14 protein-coding genes are annotated in these 16,308 nt (G+C 75.1%); 8 read left to right on the top strand and 6 right to left on the bottom strand.

The features are described from left to right. The first annotated feature begins 93 nt into the window (after positions 1 to 93). Positions 94 to 1,113: a GNAT family N-acetyltransferase gene (locus tag ABZ452_RS11695; RefSeq protein WP_357941515.1), complete on the top strand. Its 1,020-nt coding sequence runs from the start codon at positions 94 to 96 to the stop codon at positions 1,111 to 1,113. Positions 1,114 to 1,165: 52 nt separating this feature from the next. Next, positions 1,166 to 2,839, top strand: coding sequence for a phenylacetic acid degradation protein PaaN (gene paaN / locus ABZ452_RS11690; RefSeq protein ID WP_357941513.1), 1,674 nt, complete (start codon positions 1,166 to 1,168; stop codon positions 2,837 to 2,839). Positions 2,840 to 2,899: 60 nt separating this feature from the next. Here the strand turns inward: paaN and ABZ452_RS11685 are convergent, their stop codons facing one another. Beyond that, positions 2,900 to 3,418 carry a GNAT family N-acetyltransferase gene (locus ABZ452_RS11685; RefSeq protein ID WP_357941511.1) on the bottom strand — a complete coding sequence of 173 codons (519 nt, stop codon included), beginning with the start codon at positions 3,416 to 3,418 and terminating at the stop codon, positions 2,900 to 2,902. A 224-nt stretch (positions 3,419 to 3,642) separates the two neighbouring features. Here ABZ452_RS11685 and ABZ452_RS11680 point away from each other — a divergent pair, with 224 nt between their 5' ends. The 3 genes from ABZ452_RS11680 (at position 3,643) to groL (ending at position 7,426) form a co-directional block, all read left to right on the top strand. Beyond that, the gene (locus tag ABZ452_RS11680) at positions 3,643 to 3,846 is read left to right on the top strand and encodes a cold-shock protein (protein ID WP_067305333.1); all 204 of its coding nucleotides are present in this window, start codon (positions 3,643 to 3,645) and stop codon (positions 3,844 to 3,846) included. A gap of 116 nt (positions 3,847 to 3,962) precedes the next feature. Continuing rightward, a complete protein-coding gene (locus ABZ452_RS11675; protein WP_357941509.1) occupies positions 3,963 to 5,528 on the top strand; it encodes a hypothetical protein in 1,566 nt (521 codons plus the stop codon). Positions 5,529 to 5,803: 275 nt separating this feature from the next. Further along, positions 5,804 to 7,426, top strand: a complete 1,623-nt coding sequence (gene groL / locus ABZ452_RS11670) for a chaperonin GroEL (protein ID WP_091317388.1) — start codon at positions 5,804 to 5,806, stop codon at positions 7,424 to 7,426. Positions 7,427 to 7,493: 67 nt separating this feature from the next. Here groL and ABZ452_RS11665 read toward each other — a convergent pair whose 3' ends face one another. The 3 genes from ABZ452_RS11665 to ABZ452_RS11655 form a co-directional block, all read right to left on the bottom strand. After that, on the bottom strand, positions 7,494 to 7,736 hold the full coding sequence (locus ABZ452_RS11665; RefSeq protein ID WP_357941508.1) for a hypothetical protein: 243 nt from the start codon (positions 7,734 to 7,736) through the stop codon (positions 7,494 to 7,496). Between the two features lie 85 nt (positions 7,737 to 7,821). After that, entirely contained in the window at positions 7,822 to 8,751 is a 930-nt protein-coding gene (locus ABZ452_RS11660) for a GNAT family N-acetyltransferase (RefSeq protein ID WP_357941507.1), read from the bottom strand. Positions 8,752 to 8,794: 43 nt separating this feature from the next. Then, on the bottom strand, positions 8,795 to 11,386 hold the full coding sequence (locus tag ABZ452_RS11655) for a S8 family serine peptidase (RefSeq protein ID WP_357941506.1): 2,592 nt from the start codon (positions 11,384 to 11,386) through the stop codon (positions 8,795 to 8,797). A 64-nt stretch (positions 11,387 to 11,450) separates the two neighbouring features. Between ABZ452_RS11655 and ABZ452_RS11650 the strand changes: the two genes are divergently transcribed. Together ABZ452_RS11650 and ABZ452_RS11645 are read left to right on the top strand one after the other, a co-directional pair. Further along, positions 11,451 to 13,277: a glycerol-3-phosphate dehydrogenase/oxidase gene (locus ABZ452_RS11650; protein ID WP_357941505.1), complete on the top strand. Its 1,827-nt coding sequence runs from the start codon at positions 11,451 to 11,453 to the stop codon at positions 13,275 to 13,277. A 95-nt stretch (positions 13,278 to 13,372) separates the two neighbouring features. Next, on the top strand, positions 13,373 to 13,849 hold the full coding sequence (locus tag ABZ452_RS11645; protein WP_357941503.1) for a hypothetical protein: 477 nt from the start codon (positions 13,373 to 13,375) through the stop codon (positions 13,847 to 13,849). A gap of 3 nt (positions 13,850 to 13,852) precedes the next feature. On the opposite strand, the gene ABZ452_RS11640 is transcribed toward ABZ452_RS11645, so the two are convergent. After that, a complete protein-coding gene (locus tag ABZ452_RS11640; RefSeq protein ID WP_357941501.1) occupies positions 13,853 to 15,253 on the bottom strand; it encodes an FAD-linked oxidase C-terminal domain-containing protein in 1,401 nt (466 codons plus the stop codon). A gap of 57 nt (positions 15,254 to 15,310) precedes the next feature. Here ABZ452_RS11640 and ABZ452_RS11635 point away from each other — a divergent pair, with 57 nt between their 5' ends. Continuing rightward, positions 15,311 to 15,649, top strand: coding sequence for a DUF4031 domain-containing protein (locus ABZ452_RS11635; protein ID WP_357941499.1), 339 nt, complete (start codon positions 15,311 to 15,313; stop codon positions 15,647 to 15,649). On the opposite strand, the gene ABZ452_RS11630 is transcribed toward ABZ452_RS11635, so the two are convergent. Continuing rightward, positions 15,621 to 16,256, bottom strand: a complete 636-nt coding sequence (locus ABZ452_RS11630; RefSeq protein WP_357941497.1) for a metal-dependent phosphohydrolase — start codon at positions 16,254 to 16,256, stop codon at positions 15,621 to 15,623. The genes ABZ452_RS11635 and ABZ452_RS11630 overlap by 29 nt on opposite strands. Positions 16,257 to 16,308 lie beyond the last annotated feature (52 nt).

Raw genomic sequence — 16,308 nt, 5'->3', positions numbered from 1 at the left:
GAGGCGTTGTGCGGACGTCCCTCCCGACCAACGTCCGAAGGGGCCAGCGGAAAACCGCTGGCCCCTTCGCTGTGCGGGGGCCACGCTCGGGGCATGGGCATCTCCGTCTCCCCCCTCGATCCGGCCGACCAGGCGACCCTCGACGCGGTCCACCGGATGGCGGTCGCGGCCCAGGCCGTCGACGAGCCGGACCTCCCGCCGCTGTGCCGGCGGCGGTTCGAGGCGCCGCTGCGGCACCCCATGCCCGGCGTCGACACCCACTGGTGGGTGGCCCGCCTCGACGGGGTGCCCGCCGGCTGGGCCCGGCTGTACCTGCACACGCTGGACAACACCGAGAACGCCAGCGTCGAGCTGATGGTGGACCCCGCGTACCGACGGCGCGGGGTCGGGCGCGCCCTGCACGAGCACGGGCTGCGGCTGCTGCGCGAGCACGGCGGCAAGCGGCTCGTCGGTTCGACCGTCACCGCGCTGCCCGGGGATGAGAGCCGACAGTTGCCCGGAGCCGCCTTCGCGGCGGCCGTCGGCGCGAAGCCGGCGCTCGCCGACGTCCGCCGCCGGCTGGACGTCACCGCGCTCGACCGGCCCCGGCTGGCCGGCCTGCTGGCCGAGGCTCGGGAGGCGTCCGCGGGCTATCGCGGCGTCCGCTGGTCGGACCACACCCCCGAGGAGTACGTCGCCGACGTCGCCTACCTGGAGGGCCGGCTGCTGCTGGACGCGCCCCTCGGTGACCTCGAATGGGAGCAGGAGAAGGTCGACGCCGAGCGGATCCGGGGCACCGAGCGGGCGCTCGACGCGCGCGGGGTCCGCCGGTACAGCGCCGGGGCGGTGCACGAGGCGTCCGGCCGGCTGGTGGCCTGGAGCATGGTCAGCCTCGACGCGAGCAGCACCTGGCACGCCTGGCAGCAGATCACCATCGTCGACCCGGACCACCGCGGCCACCGGCTCGGCCTGCTCACCAAGATCGAGAATCTGGAGCACGCGCTCGCCCATGAGCCGGAGCTGCGCGTGATCGACACCTACAACGCGGCGGCGAACACCCACATGATCGCGATCAACGAGCAACTCGGCTACCGGCCGGCGGCCGGCTCGACCGACTGGCAGCTGACGATCTGACTTGTGACACGCCACTACTGATCTGGTGGCTCGCTGTTGCATGATGGCGGGCATGACGGAGACCCCGCACCCCCTGTACGACAGGCACGCCGAGACCCTCAACCGGGCGCTGACCGCGATCACGGAGCGCGGGTACTGGTCCGCCTATCCCGAGTCGCCCAGCCCCCGGGTGTACGGCGAGACCGCCGCCGCCGACGGCAAGGCCGCCTTCGAGGCGTACCTGGGTGGCGACTTCCCGCTCGACCAGCCGGGCGACGGCGGCACGGTCGCCACCGAGGTCAGCCCGTTCGGCCTGGCGCTCGACGTGCGCTACCCGCACGCCACGGCCGACCAGCTCGTGACCGCCGCCACCGCCGCGCTGCCGGCCTGGCGCGACGCCGGCCCGCAGGCCCGGGTGGGCGTCTGCCTGGAGATCCTCGACCGGCTGCACAAGAACATCTTCGAGCTGGCCAACGCGGTGCAGTTCACCAGCGGCCAGGCCTTCGTGATGGCCTTCCAGGCCGGCGGCGCGCACGCGCTGGACCGGGCGCTGGAGGCGATCGCCTACGCGTACGCCGAGATGACCCGGCACCCGGGCACGGCCGGCTGGGAGAAGGCCGCCGGCAAGGGTGACCCGCTGCGGATGAGCAAGACCTTCCACGTGGTGCCTCGCGGCGTGGCCCTGGTGATCGGCTGCAACACCTTCCCGACCTGGAACTCCTACCCGGGGCTGTTCGCCTCGCTGGCCACCGGCAACCCGGTGGTCGTCAAGCCGCACCCGCGCGCGGTGCTGCCGCTCGCCATCACCGTGAAGTACGCCCGCCAGGTGCTCGCCGAGGCCGGCTTCGACCCCAACCTGGTGCAGCTCGCCCCCGAGGCGGCCGGCGAGAAGCTCGCCTCGACCCTGGCCCTGCACCCGGCCGTCAAGATCGTCGACTTCACCGGCTCCACCGAGTACGGCGACTGGCTGGAGGCCAACGCCCGGCAGGCCGCCGTCTACACCGAGAAGGCCGGCCTGAACACGGTGGTGATCGACTCCACCGACGACTTCGCCGGGCTGTGCCGCAACCTGGGCTTCACGCTGACCCTGTACAGCGGCCAGATGTGCACCACCTCGCAGAACCTGCTGATCCCCCGGGACGGCATCGAGACCGACCAGGGGCACAAGAGCTTCGACGAGGTGGCCGCCGGCATCGCCGGTGCGGTCGCCAAGCTCACCGCCGACCCGGCCCGGGGCGTCGAGCTGACCGGCGCGATCGTCAACGACGGCGTGCTGGAGCGGCTGGAGGAGGTCACCAAGGTCGGCGAGCCGGTGCTGGAGTCGCGGACCGTGGCGCACCCGTCCTTCCCCGACGCCGTGGTGCGGACGCCGACCGTGGTGAAGCTCGACGCGGCCGACACCGCGACCTACTCCCGCGAGTGGTTCGGCCCGATCTCGTTCGCCATCGCGACCGACTCGACCGCGCACAGCCTGGAGATCCTCCGCTCGACCGTCGGCGAGAAGGGGGCCCTGACCGCCGGCGTCTACTCGACCGACGAGGCGGTGCTGGACGCGGCCGAGGCGGCCGCTGTCGATGCCGGCGTGCACCTGTCCTGCAACCTGACCGGCGGGGTGTTCGTCAACCAGTCCGCGGCGTTCTCCGACTTCCACGGCTCGGGGGCGAACCCGGCGGCGAACTCGGCGCTGACCGACGGCGCGTACGTGGCGAACCGGTTCCGCATCGTGCAGAGTCGCCGGCACGTCTGACGCTCGCCGCGTCCGGGTGCGTCTGTTGTCGCCGGAGCGACGACAGGCGCACCCGAACCGTCAGGCGGGACGGCGCATCTGGAGTTCGCGCAGGGTCGGGATCCTCGGGTGCGGGACGCGCACGCCGGTGTCCACGAAGCCCAGCTTCTCGTACGCCCGGCAGGCGCGGTCGTTGCCGACCACCACCTCCAGCATCAGCTCGGGCCGGCCGCACGCCCTGGACCAGGCCGCCACCTCGTCCACCAGCGCGCCGAGCAGCCCCCTGCCCCGCCAGGCCGGCGTCACGTAGACGGCGTAGATCACGGTCAGCCCCGGTTCCCCCGGATCGACCGTGCCGCCGGCGTGACCGACCAGCCGGCCGCCCGGGTCGGCCACGAACTGGGCGTTCTGCTCGCCCTGCGAGACGGCGGCGATCCGGGCCGCGTACTCGGCGTGCGGCCGGGCGGCGGCCTCGGCCACGGTCTCCAGGAACGCCAGCGGGGAGTCGGCCAGCATCTCCAGCCGGAGCGCCCGCATCCGGGCGGCGTCCGCCGGGCGGACCCGTCGGACGGTGGTGGTCGTGGTGGGCGCGCTGGTCATGTCGCATGCATACCGGAAGGGTCGCCACCCGCGCCCGGCCGGGCCCGGACTGCGACCGGAATATGCCCGATTTGTGGTCGTGCGCGGTCGTCACGCCTCGTGTAGCGTGCGATTTCGGTCACACGATTCAGCGGCCGTCGCCGATCGCTGAGCCGGTGGCCCACCGGTGCCGGTCCGCCGGTTCCCGGGGTCGTGGAACGCCGCGCAGAGTGAGGAAGTGCACCGTGGCACAGGGCACCGTGAAGTGGTTCAACTCCGAAAAGGGCTACGGCTTCATCGCCGTCGACGGCGGGCAGGACGTCTTCGTCCACTTCTCCGCGATCGAGATGGACGGCTACAAGGCGTTGGACGACGGCCAGCGGGTCGAGTTCGAGATCGCCCAGGGCCAGAAGGGCCCGCAGGCCGAGCGGGTTCGCGTCATCGCCTGATCCTCCGTGGCCGCCGCCCGATCGGCGGCCGCGTCACCCCGACGAGGGGGCTGCGGCGCAGCCCCGCGCCGTGGAAGATCATGGACCGTTCCAGCCGCCGCTGCTGAGGAGGGTTCATGTCCGACCTGCCCCCGTCGGGTTCCACCGAGCCGGTGCCCCCGGCGTCGCCCGGTGTCCCGGTCGACCCGACCCGGTCCACGCCGCCGGCCGCCGCGCCGGCCCCGGCGTCGGGGCATGCGGTCGACCCCACCGCGCCCGGCTCGACCACCCCGACCGACCCGGCCAGCCCGGCCGATCTGATCCGGCCCGCCACTCCGGCCGGCCCCGCCGTGCCGGCGCAACCCGGCCCGTCGACCGACCCTGCGGCTCCCGCCCAGGCAGGCCCGTCGACCGACCCTGCGGCTGCCGCCCAGGCCGGCCCGTCGACCGACTCTGCGGCTCCCGCCCAGGCCGGCCCGTCGACCGACTCTGCGGCTCCCGCCCAGGCCGGCCCGTTCGGCAATCCCGTCGCGCCCGCCCAGCCCGCCTCGCCGGCCAGCCCGGGCGGGTTCGCCGTTCCCGCTCAGCCAGGGCCCGAGGGCTGGGGCGGCGTCGCCGGCCAGCCGGGAGTCGGCGGGCAACCCTGGGACGCGTACCCGGCCGGGCCGCCGCAGGGCTGGACCTGGCCGGCCGGTGGCGCTCCGCAGCCCGGGGCGCCCTACCCCGGCGGCTACCCGCTGCCGGGCGCGGCCTACCCCGGCCACCCGCTGCCGGGCGCGGCCTACCCCGGCCACCCGCTGCCCGGCGCGGCCTACCCCGGCTACCCGCTGCCCGGCCAGCCGTACGGCTGGCACCCGGGTCTCGACCCGCAGGATCCGCTGGTCACCCCGCCGCACGCGGGCGTCGGCGGCTGGTTCAGCCGGTGCGGGGGCGCGCTGCGGCGCGGCTGGCGGCAACTCCTGCCGATCATGCTGCTCACCCAGACCGTTCCGGCGGCCGTGATCGCGGTGATCTCGCTCGCCCTCGCACCGACCGAGCAGCCGGTCACCGGCGCGGACGGCGCCCCGGTGCTGCCCAGCGGCTACTTCGAGCACGTGTTCGCCTTCTACGGCGCCGTGCTCCTCGCCGCGCTGATCTTCGGCCCGCTGCAGAGCGCCGGCTGGGCCGCCGGCACCTGGGTGGTCGCCCGCCAGGCGGCCGGTGAGCCGGTCGGGGTCGGGGCGGCGCTCCGCTACGGGCTGCGCCGCGCCCTCGGCCTCTGGGGCTGGACCATCGTGGCCTCGTTGCTCATCACGGTCGGCGCCTGCTTCTGCCTGCTGCCCGGCCTGTACGCGGCGTTCGCATTTGCCCTGTTCGGCCCGATCTACCTGTTCGAGCGGCAGGAGCCGATCGGCCGGGCCTGGCGGATGTTCCACCAGCGGTTCGGCATGGTGCTCGGCCGGGTGGCGCTGGTCATCGGCGTGCTGATCGCCGCCGCGGTGCTGGACGGCGCGCTCGGGCTGGTCAACCAGCTCGCCTTCGGGGTGGACCCGATGGCCGCTCCCGGCACGGCCGCGGGCGCCGTGACGCTGGCCGTGGTGGGCGCGGTGCTGGCGACCCCGGCCTATCTGGCGCAGCTCGTCGGGCTGGTCGCCACGTACGCCGAACAGCGGGCCCACGAAGGCCCGGTGAACGCCGCCCGACTGGCCGCGGAACTCGGCTGAGCGGGGGCAGCGTGCTTGCACTCGGCTAGGGAGAGTGCTAAACAAGTCATTGGCACTCGCGTACGGTGAGTGCCAATGGTCGGGACGGTAGGGCCACGGTCGTGCCGGTGTCGAGATGGCGCCGGAGCGGCACGGGGCCGGTCGTCGCGGGCTGTCCGGCCCGACCGAGGAGACGTCGTCGTCGCCAGGTGGCGACGTCCCCAAGGTGCGTACACCAGACGGCCCATCCGGGGAATCCCCGGGTGGCCCGTGAGTGTCCAGGAGGACAACGCCGTATGGCCAAGATGATCGCGTTCGACGAAGAGGCGCGCCGCGGCCTCGAGCGGGGCATGAACCAGCTCGCCGACGCCGTGAAGGTGACCCTCGGCCCCAAGGGCCGCAACGTCGTGCTCGAGAAGAAGTGGGGTGCCCCCACCATCACCAACGATGGTGTGAGCATCGCCAAGGAGATCGAGCTCGAGGACCCCTACGAGAAGATCGGCGCCGAGCTGGTCAAGGAGGTCGCGAAGAAGACCGACGACGTGGCCGGTGACGGCACGACGACGGCGACCGTCCTGGCCCAGGCCCTGGTCCGTGAGGGCCTGCGCAACGTGGCCGCCGGCGCCAACCCGATGGCCCTGAAGCGGGGCATCGAGGCGGCCGTGGCCAACGTCTCGGAGGAGCTGCTGAAGCTCGCCAAGGACGTGGAGACCAAGGAGCAGATCGCCTCCACCGCCTCCATCTCCGCCGCTGACCCCAGCGTCGGTGAGATCATCGCCGAGGCGATGGACAAGGTGGGCAAGGAAGGCGTCATCACCGTCGAGGAGAGCAACACCTTCGGCCTCGAGCTCGAGCTCACCGAGGGCATGCGCTTCGACAAGGGCTACATCTCCGCCTACTTCATGACCGACCCGGAGCGTATGGAGGCCGTCTTCGACGACCCGTACCTCCTGATCGTCAACAGCAAGATCTCCTCGGTGAAGGACCTGCTCCCGATCCTGGAGAAGGTCATGCAGTCGGGCAAGCCGCTGCTGATCATCTCCGAGGACATCGAGGGTGAGGCCCTGGCGACCCTGGTGGTCAACAAGGTCCGTGGCACCTTCAAGTCGGTCGCCGTCAAGGCGCCGGGCTTCGGTGACCGCCGCAAGGCCATGCTGGCCGACATCGCCATCCTCACCGGTGGTCAGGTCATCAGCGAGGAGGTTGGCCTCAAGCTCGACGCCGTCAGCCTCGACATGCTGGGCCGCGCCCGCAAGGTCGTGGTGACCAAGGACGAGACCACCATCGTCGACGGTGCCGGCGACGCCGACCAGATCCAGGGCCGGGTCAACCAGATCCGGGCCGAGATCGAGAAGAGCGACTCCGACTACGACCGCGAGAAGCTGCAGGAGCGCCTGGCCAAGCTGGCCGGCGGTGTTGCGGTGATCAAGGTCGGCGCGGCCACCGAGGTCGAGCTGAAGGAGCGCAAGCACCGCATCGAGGACGCCGTCCGCAACGCGAAGGCCGCCGTCGAGGAGGGCATCGTCCCGGGTGGTGGCGTCGCGCTGGTGCAGGCCGGCAAGACCGCCTTCGACAAGCTGGACCTGGCCGGCGACGAGGCGACCGGCGCGCAGATCGTCAAGATCGCGCTGGACGCCCCGCTGCGGCAGATCGCCGTCAACGCCGGCCTCGAGGGTGGCGTCGTCGTCGAGCGCGTCCGCAACCTCGACCCGGGTCACGGCCTCAACGCCGCGACCGGCGAGTACGTGGACCTGCTGGCCGCGGGCATCATCGACCCGGCCAAGGTGACGCGTTCCGCCCTGCAGAACGCCGCCTCGATCGCCGCGCTGTTCCTCACCACCGAGGCCGTCGTGGCGGACAAGCCGGAGAAGACCCCGGCCGCCCCGGCTGGCCCGGGTGGCGGGGAGATGGACTTCTGAGTCCAGCTTCACCAGCACGCCGAAAGGGGGCGGGCCGCGTCAGCGGTCCGCCCCCTTTCCGTCTGTCTCAGGTCGGCAGTCGGCGCTGGTTGCGCCGCTTGTGCGCCCGGTCGTAGGGCGGCGTGAGCCGGATCGGTTCGTCCACCGGTTGCAGTGGTTCCTCGGCGGCGGGTCCATCCGCCGCGGTCATTTCCGCGAGCTGTTCGGCGTCGCCGAAGTCGAGCCGGTCGAACGGCAGTTGGCCGGGAAGCTCGCCGACCGGTCGCCAGCTCGCCGGCTGGTCGTCGGTCCGTTCGTCGTCCGTGGTCATGCCCGCCTCCTCTAATTCCCGACCGTAGGGGCCGGTCGATGGCCGAGGAGGCCGAACGGCATTATTGCCGTCTATGTAACTTTAGTTACTTCTGTCCGTTCAGTGCCTTCCGGTACAGGAAGAACACCCGCTCGATCCGCGCGCCGGCCGCCCCCGAGTAGAACGGCACCGGGCCCACCCAGCCGATCTGCGCCGCCCCGATCCCGGCCGCCGCCTGGTCGCGCAGGCAGCGCCGCAGCAGCACCCCGCCGATCCCCGAACCCTCGGCCGCCGGCGCGGTTCCCATCGGGCCGAACCAGCTCGGCCGCGACGAGCCGTAGGCGGCGAAGCCGAGGATCTCGCCGTCCCGCTCGGCCAGGTGCGCGCCGGCGTCCGGCCGCCCGACCGAGCCGGCCAGCTCGCCGTCCCAGGCGCCGCCGAAGGTGGCGCGGGCGAACTCCGCCAGCGCCGGCAGGTCCGAAGGCTCGGCCCGGCGTACGGTCACGCCCCGCCCGGCCAGCCGCCGCTCGGCAGCCTCGGTGGAGCGCAGTGCCGCCGAGCCCTCGCCCAGGTCGGCGGTCATGTTCCAGGCCGTCCGGTCCTGGCGGTAGCCGAGCCGCAGCGCGGCGCAGACCGCCGGGGTGTAGCGCACGTCGATGCCGGGCCAGGCGTAGTGCGGCGGGTTCCCGGCCAGCAGCAGCTCGGCGGCGCCGAGCCCGGCGAGCCGGGCCTCCGCCCCGGCCAGCAGCGACCCGCCGATCCCCTGCCGGCGCTCCTCCGGCGCCACCGCCACCAGGTCGACGTGACCGACCCGCGGATCCCGCGCGGACAGCGAGCCGATCAGCGCCCCGACCAGCGTGCCGCCGCGGACCGCGCCGAGCCGCAGCACCGACCGGTCGGCCGCCGCGCGGTCGGCCAGGGTGGCCACGATCGCCGGCGCCTCGGCGGCGTCCTCCGGCAGGTCCAGGGCGCGCCGGCAGAGGTCGACGACCTCGGGCAGGCGGTCCGGACCCAGCTCGATGATCTCCACGTCCATGGACGCCGACCCTAGGCCATCCGCCGGGCAATGGACAGGGTTGTTAACCGAGGTCGGCGGCGCGGGCGGCGCGGACCGCCGCGTACGCGTCGACCAGCCCCGCGCCGGCGAGGTTCCGGGTGCCGCCGCAGGGCGCGTCCGCGGGTGTCACGGCCGGCGTGGCGGTGTCGGCCAGGATGCGCCGGGTGCGGTCCAGGTCGCCGACCAGCGCCGGGTTGGCCGACCACATGAGCGCCACCACGCCGGCCACCTGCGGGGTCGCCATCGAGGTGCCGTCCAGGGTGGCGTAACCACCCCCGGGGTACGCCGACGGCACCCCGGCTCCCGGCGCGACCAGGTCCGGCTTGGCGGCACCCCCGGCCGCCGGCCCCCGGCTGGAGAACTCGGTGAGCCGGCGGGCCCGGTCGACCGCGCCGACCGTGAGCACGTCCGGGTACGGCGCCGGCGGGTCGGCGATGGAGCCGCAGTACGGGCCGGTGTTGCCGGCCGCGGCCACCACCAGGATGCCGGCCGCGGCCAACGCGGCGGTCGCCGGGCGCAGCGCCCCCGGGTCGCAGCCCTCGACCGGCGGGCAGCCCCACGAGTTGGTCAGCACGTCCGGGGCCCGGTGCGGCCGCCCGTCGGTGAGCGGATTCCCGCCGGGCGGGAACGGGGCCAGCATGAACTGCAGGCAGTCCAGGTAGCGGGCCGGGCTGCCCAGGTTGCGGTCGAGGTTGACGCAGCCGACCCAGCTCGCGCCGGGAGCCACCCCGATCCCGTTGCGGCCCACCGCGCTGCCCACCGTGTGCGTGCCGTGGCCACCCCGGTCGGCCGGCGTGGGGCGGTGCTCCCAGGGGTCGTACCAGGAGTCGTCGCCGCCCCGGAAGCCGGCGGCCAGGGCCGGGTGCCGGCCGTCCACTCCGGAGTCCGAACTGCCCACCACCACGCCGGCGCCGGTCACACCCAGCTCCGACCAGACCCGGTCCGCGCCGATTAGCGAGACGTTCCAGGTCGGACCGGTCGGCGCCGGCACGTCGCCCCGGGTCGGCGGCGCCGCCGCGGGCAGCGGGCGCAGCCGCTGGCTGACCAGCACCCGCGCCACCTCGGGTCGACCGGCGAGCCAGGCCCGGACCGCCGGCCCACCGTCCGTCTCGATGGCGTTGACCAGGTAGTACGGCGTCGGGTGCAGGCGCAGCCGGTCCAGCTCGCGGCGCAGGTCGCCCTGGCTGCGTTCGGCCGTGGCCACCAACCGCCGGTAGACCTCGGCCGCCCGGGCGTCCCGGCCGGCCCGACCGGGCGCCCCCGCGGGGATGCCGGACAGATCGGCCTGCTCGCGGAGCACCACCAGCAGCCGTTCCCCGTGCAGGCCGGGTTGTCCGGGGACGGCGTACACCACGACGAGGGCGGCGAGCAGGGATGCCGCGGCGAGCCCGGCCAGGCCGCGCCGGGGCGCGCGGGCGCGGGGCCGGGCGAGCAGCACGCCGTACCCGACGGCGAGCAGGACCGCGACAGCGAACGCCGCGCCGGCCGCGACCGCGACCCAGAACGGGACGTCACGGGTGGTCGCCAGCAGGACCGTGACCTCCTCCGGGTCGGTGAACGCCAGAGGCCCGAGCAACGCGAGCCCGACCAGCCAGCGCACCGGCCCGCGCCCGGCCGGACGGCCGGCGTGCCGGGCCGCCGCCTCCAGCGCGCCCAGCACGAAGCCGAGCGGCGGCAGCAGGAGCAGCCCCGGCAGTTGGGCGCCGGACTGACCGGCCCCGGCACCCAGGAGCGCCAGGGTCACCCCGGCGACCAGCCCGCCGACCAGCACGAGCCGGGCCGGCCGGGGCGGCGCGCCGACCGCGAAGGCCGCCCAGAACCTGGGGCCGAGGAGCACGCCGGCGAGCGCGCCGAGCGCGGCCGCGGCCAGCCCGGCGAGGAGCGTCTCCAGCGCGCCGCCCAGCGCGCCCACCCACGCCCACGGCAGCAGCGACGCCAGCCCGGCGGCCACCGCCAGCAGCGTCACCGGCCCGAACCGCCCACCCCGGCCACCGGGACCGGCCGCGCCGCCACCGGGACCGGCCGGCGTGCCGCCCGGCACCGGCGCCCCCTCGGTCGCCGACGGGACAGACGGCGCCGGGCCACCCCCGGGCACCGACGGGACGGACGGCGCCGGGCCATCCCCGGGCGCCGACGGGACGGACGGCGCCGGGCCGGTGCCGGGCACCCGCGGGGTGGACCTGCGGCGGGTCAGCCAGGCGAGGACCAGTGCGAGCAGCGCGGCGGTCGCGGCCAGCGCCGCCAGGTACGCCTCGTGGTGCACCGGCGGCAGCGCCCGGAGCAGGGTCAGCGCCCCGAGCGCGAGCGTGCCGGCCAGCCACGCACGCCCGGTCGCCCGGATCGCGGGGGAGCGCGGAAGCAGCGCGAGCGCCAGTGTGGGCGCGCCCACCAGCAGCACGGTGACCAGCGCGACCACCGGCCAGACGGCCACCGTGCGGTCCAGGCCGGAGACGAGCACCAGCTGGTCGAACACCCAGCCGACGAGCTGGCCCGGCACGGTGACCAGCACGGCCCAGACGCCGGTCACCGCCGCGGCGACCACCGGCCACGGCCCGGTGCCGGGGCGAGGGGGATGGAACGGAGGGACGGGAGCGGTGGGTGGGCCGGCCTGCATGGCCCTCACCGTACGGCCCGGCGGGTGCCTGCCGCCGGAGTGCGGCGCCGGTTACGGTGGACACGTGCGCGACCCCAACGTGTCCCGATCCGCGGCCGGTCAGCTCTCCGCCGAGCGCCGCGCCGACGACCTGCGCCGACTGCGCGCCGAGCGGTTCGACGTGCTGGTCATCGGCGGTGGCGTGACCGGTGCGGGCGCCGCGCTCGACGCCGCGTCCCGCGGCCTGAAGGTGGCTCTGGTGGAGGCGCGCGACCATGCCGCCGGCACCTCCAGCCGGTCCAGCAAGCTGATCCACGGCGGCCTTCGCTACCTGGAACAGCTGGAGTTCCACCTGGTGCACGAGGCGCTGACCGAGCGCGGGCTGCTCGCCACCCGGCTCGCCCCGCACCTGGTGCGCCCGGTGCCGATCCTGGTCCCGCTCCCCGCCGAGGGCGGGCTGCGCGACCTGCCCCGCCGGTTCTTCCGCCGCTCCTACTACGGCGCCGGCGTCGCCGCGTACGACGTCTTCGCCGGGCTGTTCGGGGGCGGGCGCGGCATGCCGCTGCACCGGCACCTGAGCCGGGAGGGCGCCCACCGGATCTTCCCGAGCCTGCGGCCCGACAGGCTGGCCGGGGCGATCCGCTACTTCGACGGCCAGGTCGACGACGCCCGCCTGGTGGTGACCCTGGCCCGCACCGCGGCGAGCCTCGGCGCGACCGTGGTGACCAGCGCCCGGGCGGTCGGCCTGGTCCGGCAGGCCCGGGAGGTCACCGGGGTCCGGGTCCGTGACCTGGAGGCGCCCGCCGGCTCGCCGGACGCCGAGTTCGAGGTACGCGCCCGCACGGTGATCGCCGCGACCGGCGTGTGGAGCGACGACATGTCCCGGATGCTCAACGACGTCGGGCTGCGCCCCGGCTTCCGGGTCCGGGCCTCGAAGGGCGTGCACCTGGTGGTGCCCCGCTCGGCGATCACCGGTGAGGCCGGCCTCATCCTGCGCACCGCCACCAGCGTGCTGTTCGTCATCCCGTGGGGCGGCCACTGGATCATCGGCACCACCGACACCGACTGGCGGCTGGACCGGTCCCACCCGGCGGCCACCGCGAAGGACATCGACTACCTGCTGGAGCAGGTCAACGCGGTGCTGGACCGCCCGCTCACCACGGCCGACATCGAGGGTGTCTACGCCGGGTTGCGCCCGCTGCTGGCCGGCGAGGCGGATTCCACCTCCAAGCTCTCGCGGGAGCACGCGGTCATCGAGCCGATGCTCGGGCTGCTGCTGGTGGCCGGCGGCAAGTACACGACGTACCGGGTTATGGCCTCCGACGTGGTCGACCGGGCGGTGCACCGGCTGGGCTGGACCCGGCCGTCGCGCACGGCCGACCTGCCGCTGCTCGGCGCCGACGGGTACGCGGCCATGTGGCGGGACCGGGCCGACCTGGCCCGCCGGCACGGGGTGCCGGTCGGGGTGGTGGAGCACCTGCTGGAGCGCTACGGCACCCTCACCCTCGACCTGCTCGCCCTGGTCGACGCCGATCCGCTGCTCGGCTCCCCGCTGGCCGGCGCACCGGAATACCTGGCCGCCGAGGTGACCTATGCGGCCCGCGCCGAGGGGGCGCTGCACCTGGAGGACGTGCTGACCCGGCGTACCCGGATCTCCATCGAGACCAGTCACCGCGGCCTGGAGTCGGCGGAGCACGCCGCGGAGCTGATGGGTGCGGTGCTCGGCTGGGACGAGGCGACCCGCGCCCGCGAGGTGGCCAACTACCGGGCCCGGGTGGAGGCCGAGCGGCAGTCGCAGCTGATGGCGGACGACGTGGCGGCCGACGCGGCCCGGCTGGGCGCGCCGGACGTGCGCGGCTTCGCGGCGGATCGGGGCGGCGACGGCGACAGCGTCGGACTGCCCTCGCGGTGACCCGCCGGTAACGTCGTTCCGGAGGGTTCCGGGCTTACCTACGGAAGTGTAGGTTTCCCCGCGTGGTTCGCCCATCCTGGTCGCGCGTCCGTTCTTTGTCCGTCGGCGTCCTGTTGGCGGTCGCCCTGTCCGGCTGCTCGCTCTTCGGTCGGGCCGAGGGCGCCACCACACCGGGCAAGGCGGACGCCCCCTCGCCGACACCGGAGGGGCGGCGGGTCTCCCTGGTGCAGCAGGTCGGGTCGGGCGGGCCGCCGCGCACCCTGGAGGTGGAGCCGACCGGGCGGTGGCAGTGCCGCGACTGCGCAGGCGACGGTGTCGACTCGACCGGGGCGTTCACCCCCGATCAGACGCAGCGGTTGCAGCGGATGCTCGCCGATCCGGCCCTGGCGCAGGAGACCGACGAGGCCCGGCACTACAAGCAGGGCTGCATCGACGCGCTGACCTCGACGCTGCTGATCCCGCCGGGGCTGACCGTCACCATCCAGGACTGCCCGGGCGAGCCCAAGCCGCCGGTGGCCTACCAGGTCCTGCTGCTGATCACCCAGTCCACCCCGGCCGAGGACAAGGGCTGAGCCTCAGCAGACCTTGCCGGGGTTGAACAGCCCCGCCGGGTCCAGCGCGGCCCTGATCGCCTGGTGCACCCGGACGCCGACCGGGCCGATCTCCCGGGCCAGCCAGTCCCGCTTGAGCAGGCCCACGCCGTGCTCGCCGGTGCAGGTGCCGCCCAGCTCCAGCCCGAGCCGCATGATCTCGTCGAACGCCCGCCGCCCGCGCGCCAGGCTGGCCGGGTCGGCCCGGTCGACCACGATGTTCGGGTGCATGTTGCCGTCGCCGGCGTGCCCCACCACGCCGATCGGCACGGCGCACTCCTCGGCGATGCGGGCCACCCCGTCCAGCAGCGCCGCGAGCGCGCCCCGCGGCACCGCCACGTCGTCGATGACCAGGCCGCCGTTGCCGCCGGGGAAGGCGTCCGCGGCGAATCTCTCCATGGCCGGGTGGGCCAGCCGCCGGGCCTGGAGCAGGGCGGCCGCCTCGGCCGCGTCGGTGGCGGCGTAGACCTCGTCGGCCCCCGCCGCGTTGCACACCTCGGCGAGCCGGGCCAGGTCGTCGGCCGCCCGGGAGCCGGTGTCCACGGCCGCCAGCAGCAGCGCCTGGGCGTCGGTGCGCAGCCCCATCGGCCGGTACGCCTCGATGGCCCGCAGGTGGGTGCGGTCGAGCAGTTCCAGCAGGCTGGGGGTGAGCCCGCGCGCGGCGATCCCGGCCACCGCCGTGCCGGCCGCGGCCGTGGTGGGGAAGACCGCGACCAGGGTCAGCGACTCCTCGGGCGCCGGGCGCAGCGCCACGGTCACCTCGGTGATCACGCCGAGGGTGCCCTCCGAGCCGACGAAGAGCCGGGTCAGGTCGTAGCCGGCGACGCCCTTGGCGGTGCGCCGGCCGGTGCGCAGCACCTCGCCGGAGGCGAGCACCACCTCCAGCCCGAGCACGTACTCGGTGGTCACGCCGTACTTCACGCAGCACATGCCGCCGGCGTTGGTGGCCACGTTGCCGCCGATGGTGGACGACTCCCAGGAGCCGGGGTCGGGCGGATACCAGAGGCCGTGCTCCCGGACCGCCCCGGCCAGGGTCGCGTTGACCACCCCGGGCTGCACCACGGCGATCCGGCTGACCGGGTCGACCTCCAGGATCCGGTCCATGGCCACGGTGCTCAGCACCACCGCGCCGTCCACCGCGTTCGCCGCGCCGGCCAGCCCGGTCCGCGCCCCCTGCGGCACCACGGGTACGCCGTGCCGGGCCGCCGCGCGGACCACCGCCACCACCCCCGCGGTGTCGCGCGGGCGGACCACCACGAGCGGGGTGCCCGCCTCGCACAGGTCGGCCTCGTCCCGCGCGTGGGTCGCCAGCAGGTCGGGGTCGGTCAGCACGGCCGCGTCGCCGAGAGCGGTCCGCAGGTCGTCGAGGAGGGGATGGCCGGCCATGCCGGGAAGGCTAGGTCGTGCCGGCGGGGATGACCAACCGGCGTACCGTTGGTCGCCATGCTCTACCTCGACCCGCCCTCGGTGCCCTCGCGGGGGCGGCTCTGGTCGCACCTCGTGAGCGATGTCTCGTACGCCGAGCTGCACGCCTTCGCCGAGGCGCTGGGCCTGCCCCGGCGCGGCTTCGACCGGGACCACTACGACCTGCCGGCCGAACGCGTCCCGGTGGCCGTCTGGCTGGGCGCCCGGCTCGTCCCGTCCCGCGAGATCGTCCGCCTTCTCCGCGCCGCCGACCTGCGCCGCCCCAAGCCCCGCGCGGTCCCCGAGCCCCCTGCGGTCCCCGCTCCGGCCGGGCCGCGGGACGCCGGGATCAGTTCAGGGTCGCGAGTTCCCGGGTGAGGTTGGCGCGGGCGCGGGGCTCCCAGCGGGTGTGCGGCTCGGGCAGCCGGTAGAGCGCGGGCAGGGCCAGCAGGCCGGTCAGCACGGCGGCCCGACCGGCGCGGAAGTCCGGGTCGGGGACGTGGGCGTACTCGCGGCGGACCGCGGCGGCGTAGCGGTCGTAGTCGGCGGGCGGGGCGGCCAGGACCGCCAGGTCGGCGTCGCAGAGCAGGGCCCCGTCCGGGTCGTCCCGCCCGACCGCGTGGCCGGCCGTGAGCAGCACCAGCCGGCGTACCCCGGTCACCGCGTCCGCCGGCAGCCCGGCGGCGGCGAGCAGGTCCCCGGCCAGCTCGGCGCTGGCCCGCTCGTTGGCGTCACCGCCGGCCCGCGGGTCGTAGACCGCGTCGTGGCACCACGCCGCCAGCCGAACCAGGTCCGGGCGGCGGGCCGACCCGGCGTACGCGTCGACGACGTCGAGCACCGCCCGCAGGTGCGTCACCGTGTGGTAGTGCCGGTGCGGCTCCCGCCAGCCGGCCAGCAACCGCGCCCCGGCCCGCTCGACGCCGGCCGGGTCGGCCGCACCCGCCGCCCGGGCCGCGCCCCGCCACCGTTCGATCAGCTCGTCCACCCGGTGCAGTCTGCCCCACCGTGGCCGGTGCGCAGGATTCACCGGGGGTGGG

This window comes from Micromonospora sp. NPDC005707, from assembly GCF_040631005.1.
Lineage (GTDB): Bacteria > Actinomycetota > Actinomycetes > Mycobacteriales > Micromonosporaceae > Micromonospora.
Note: the sequence above shows the minus strand (reverse complement) of the source record. Positions and strands in the feature narration are given on the sequence as shown.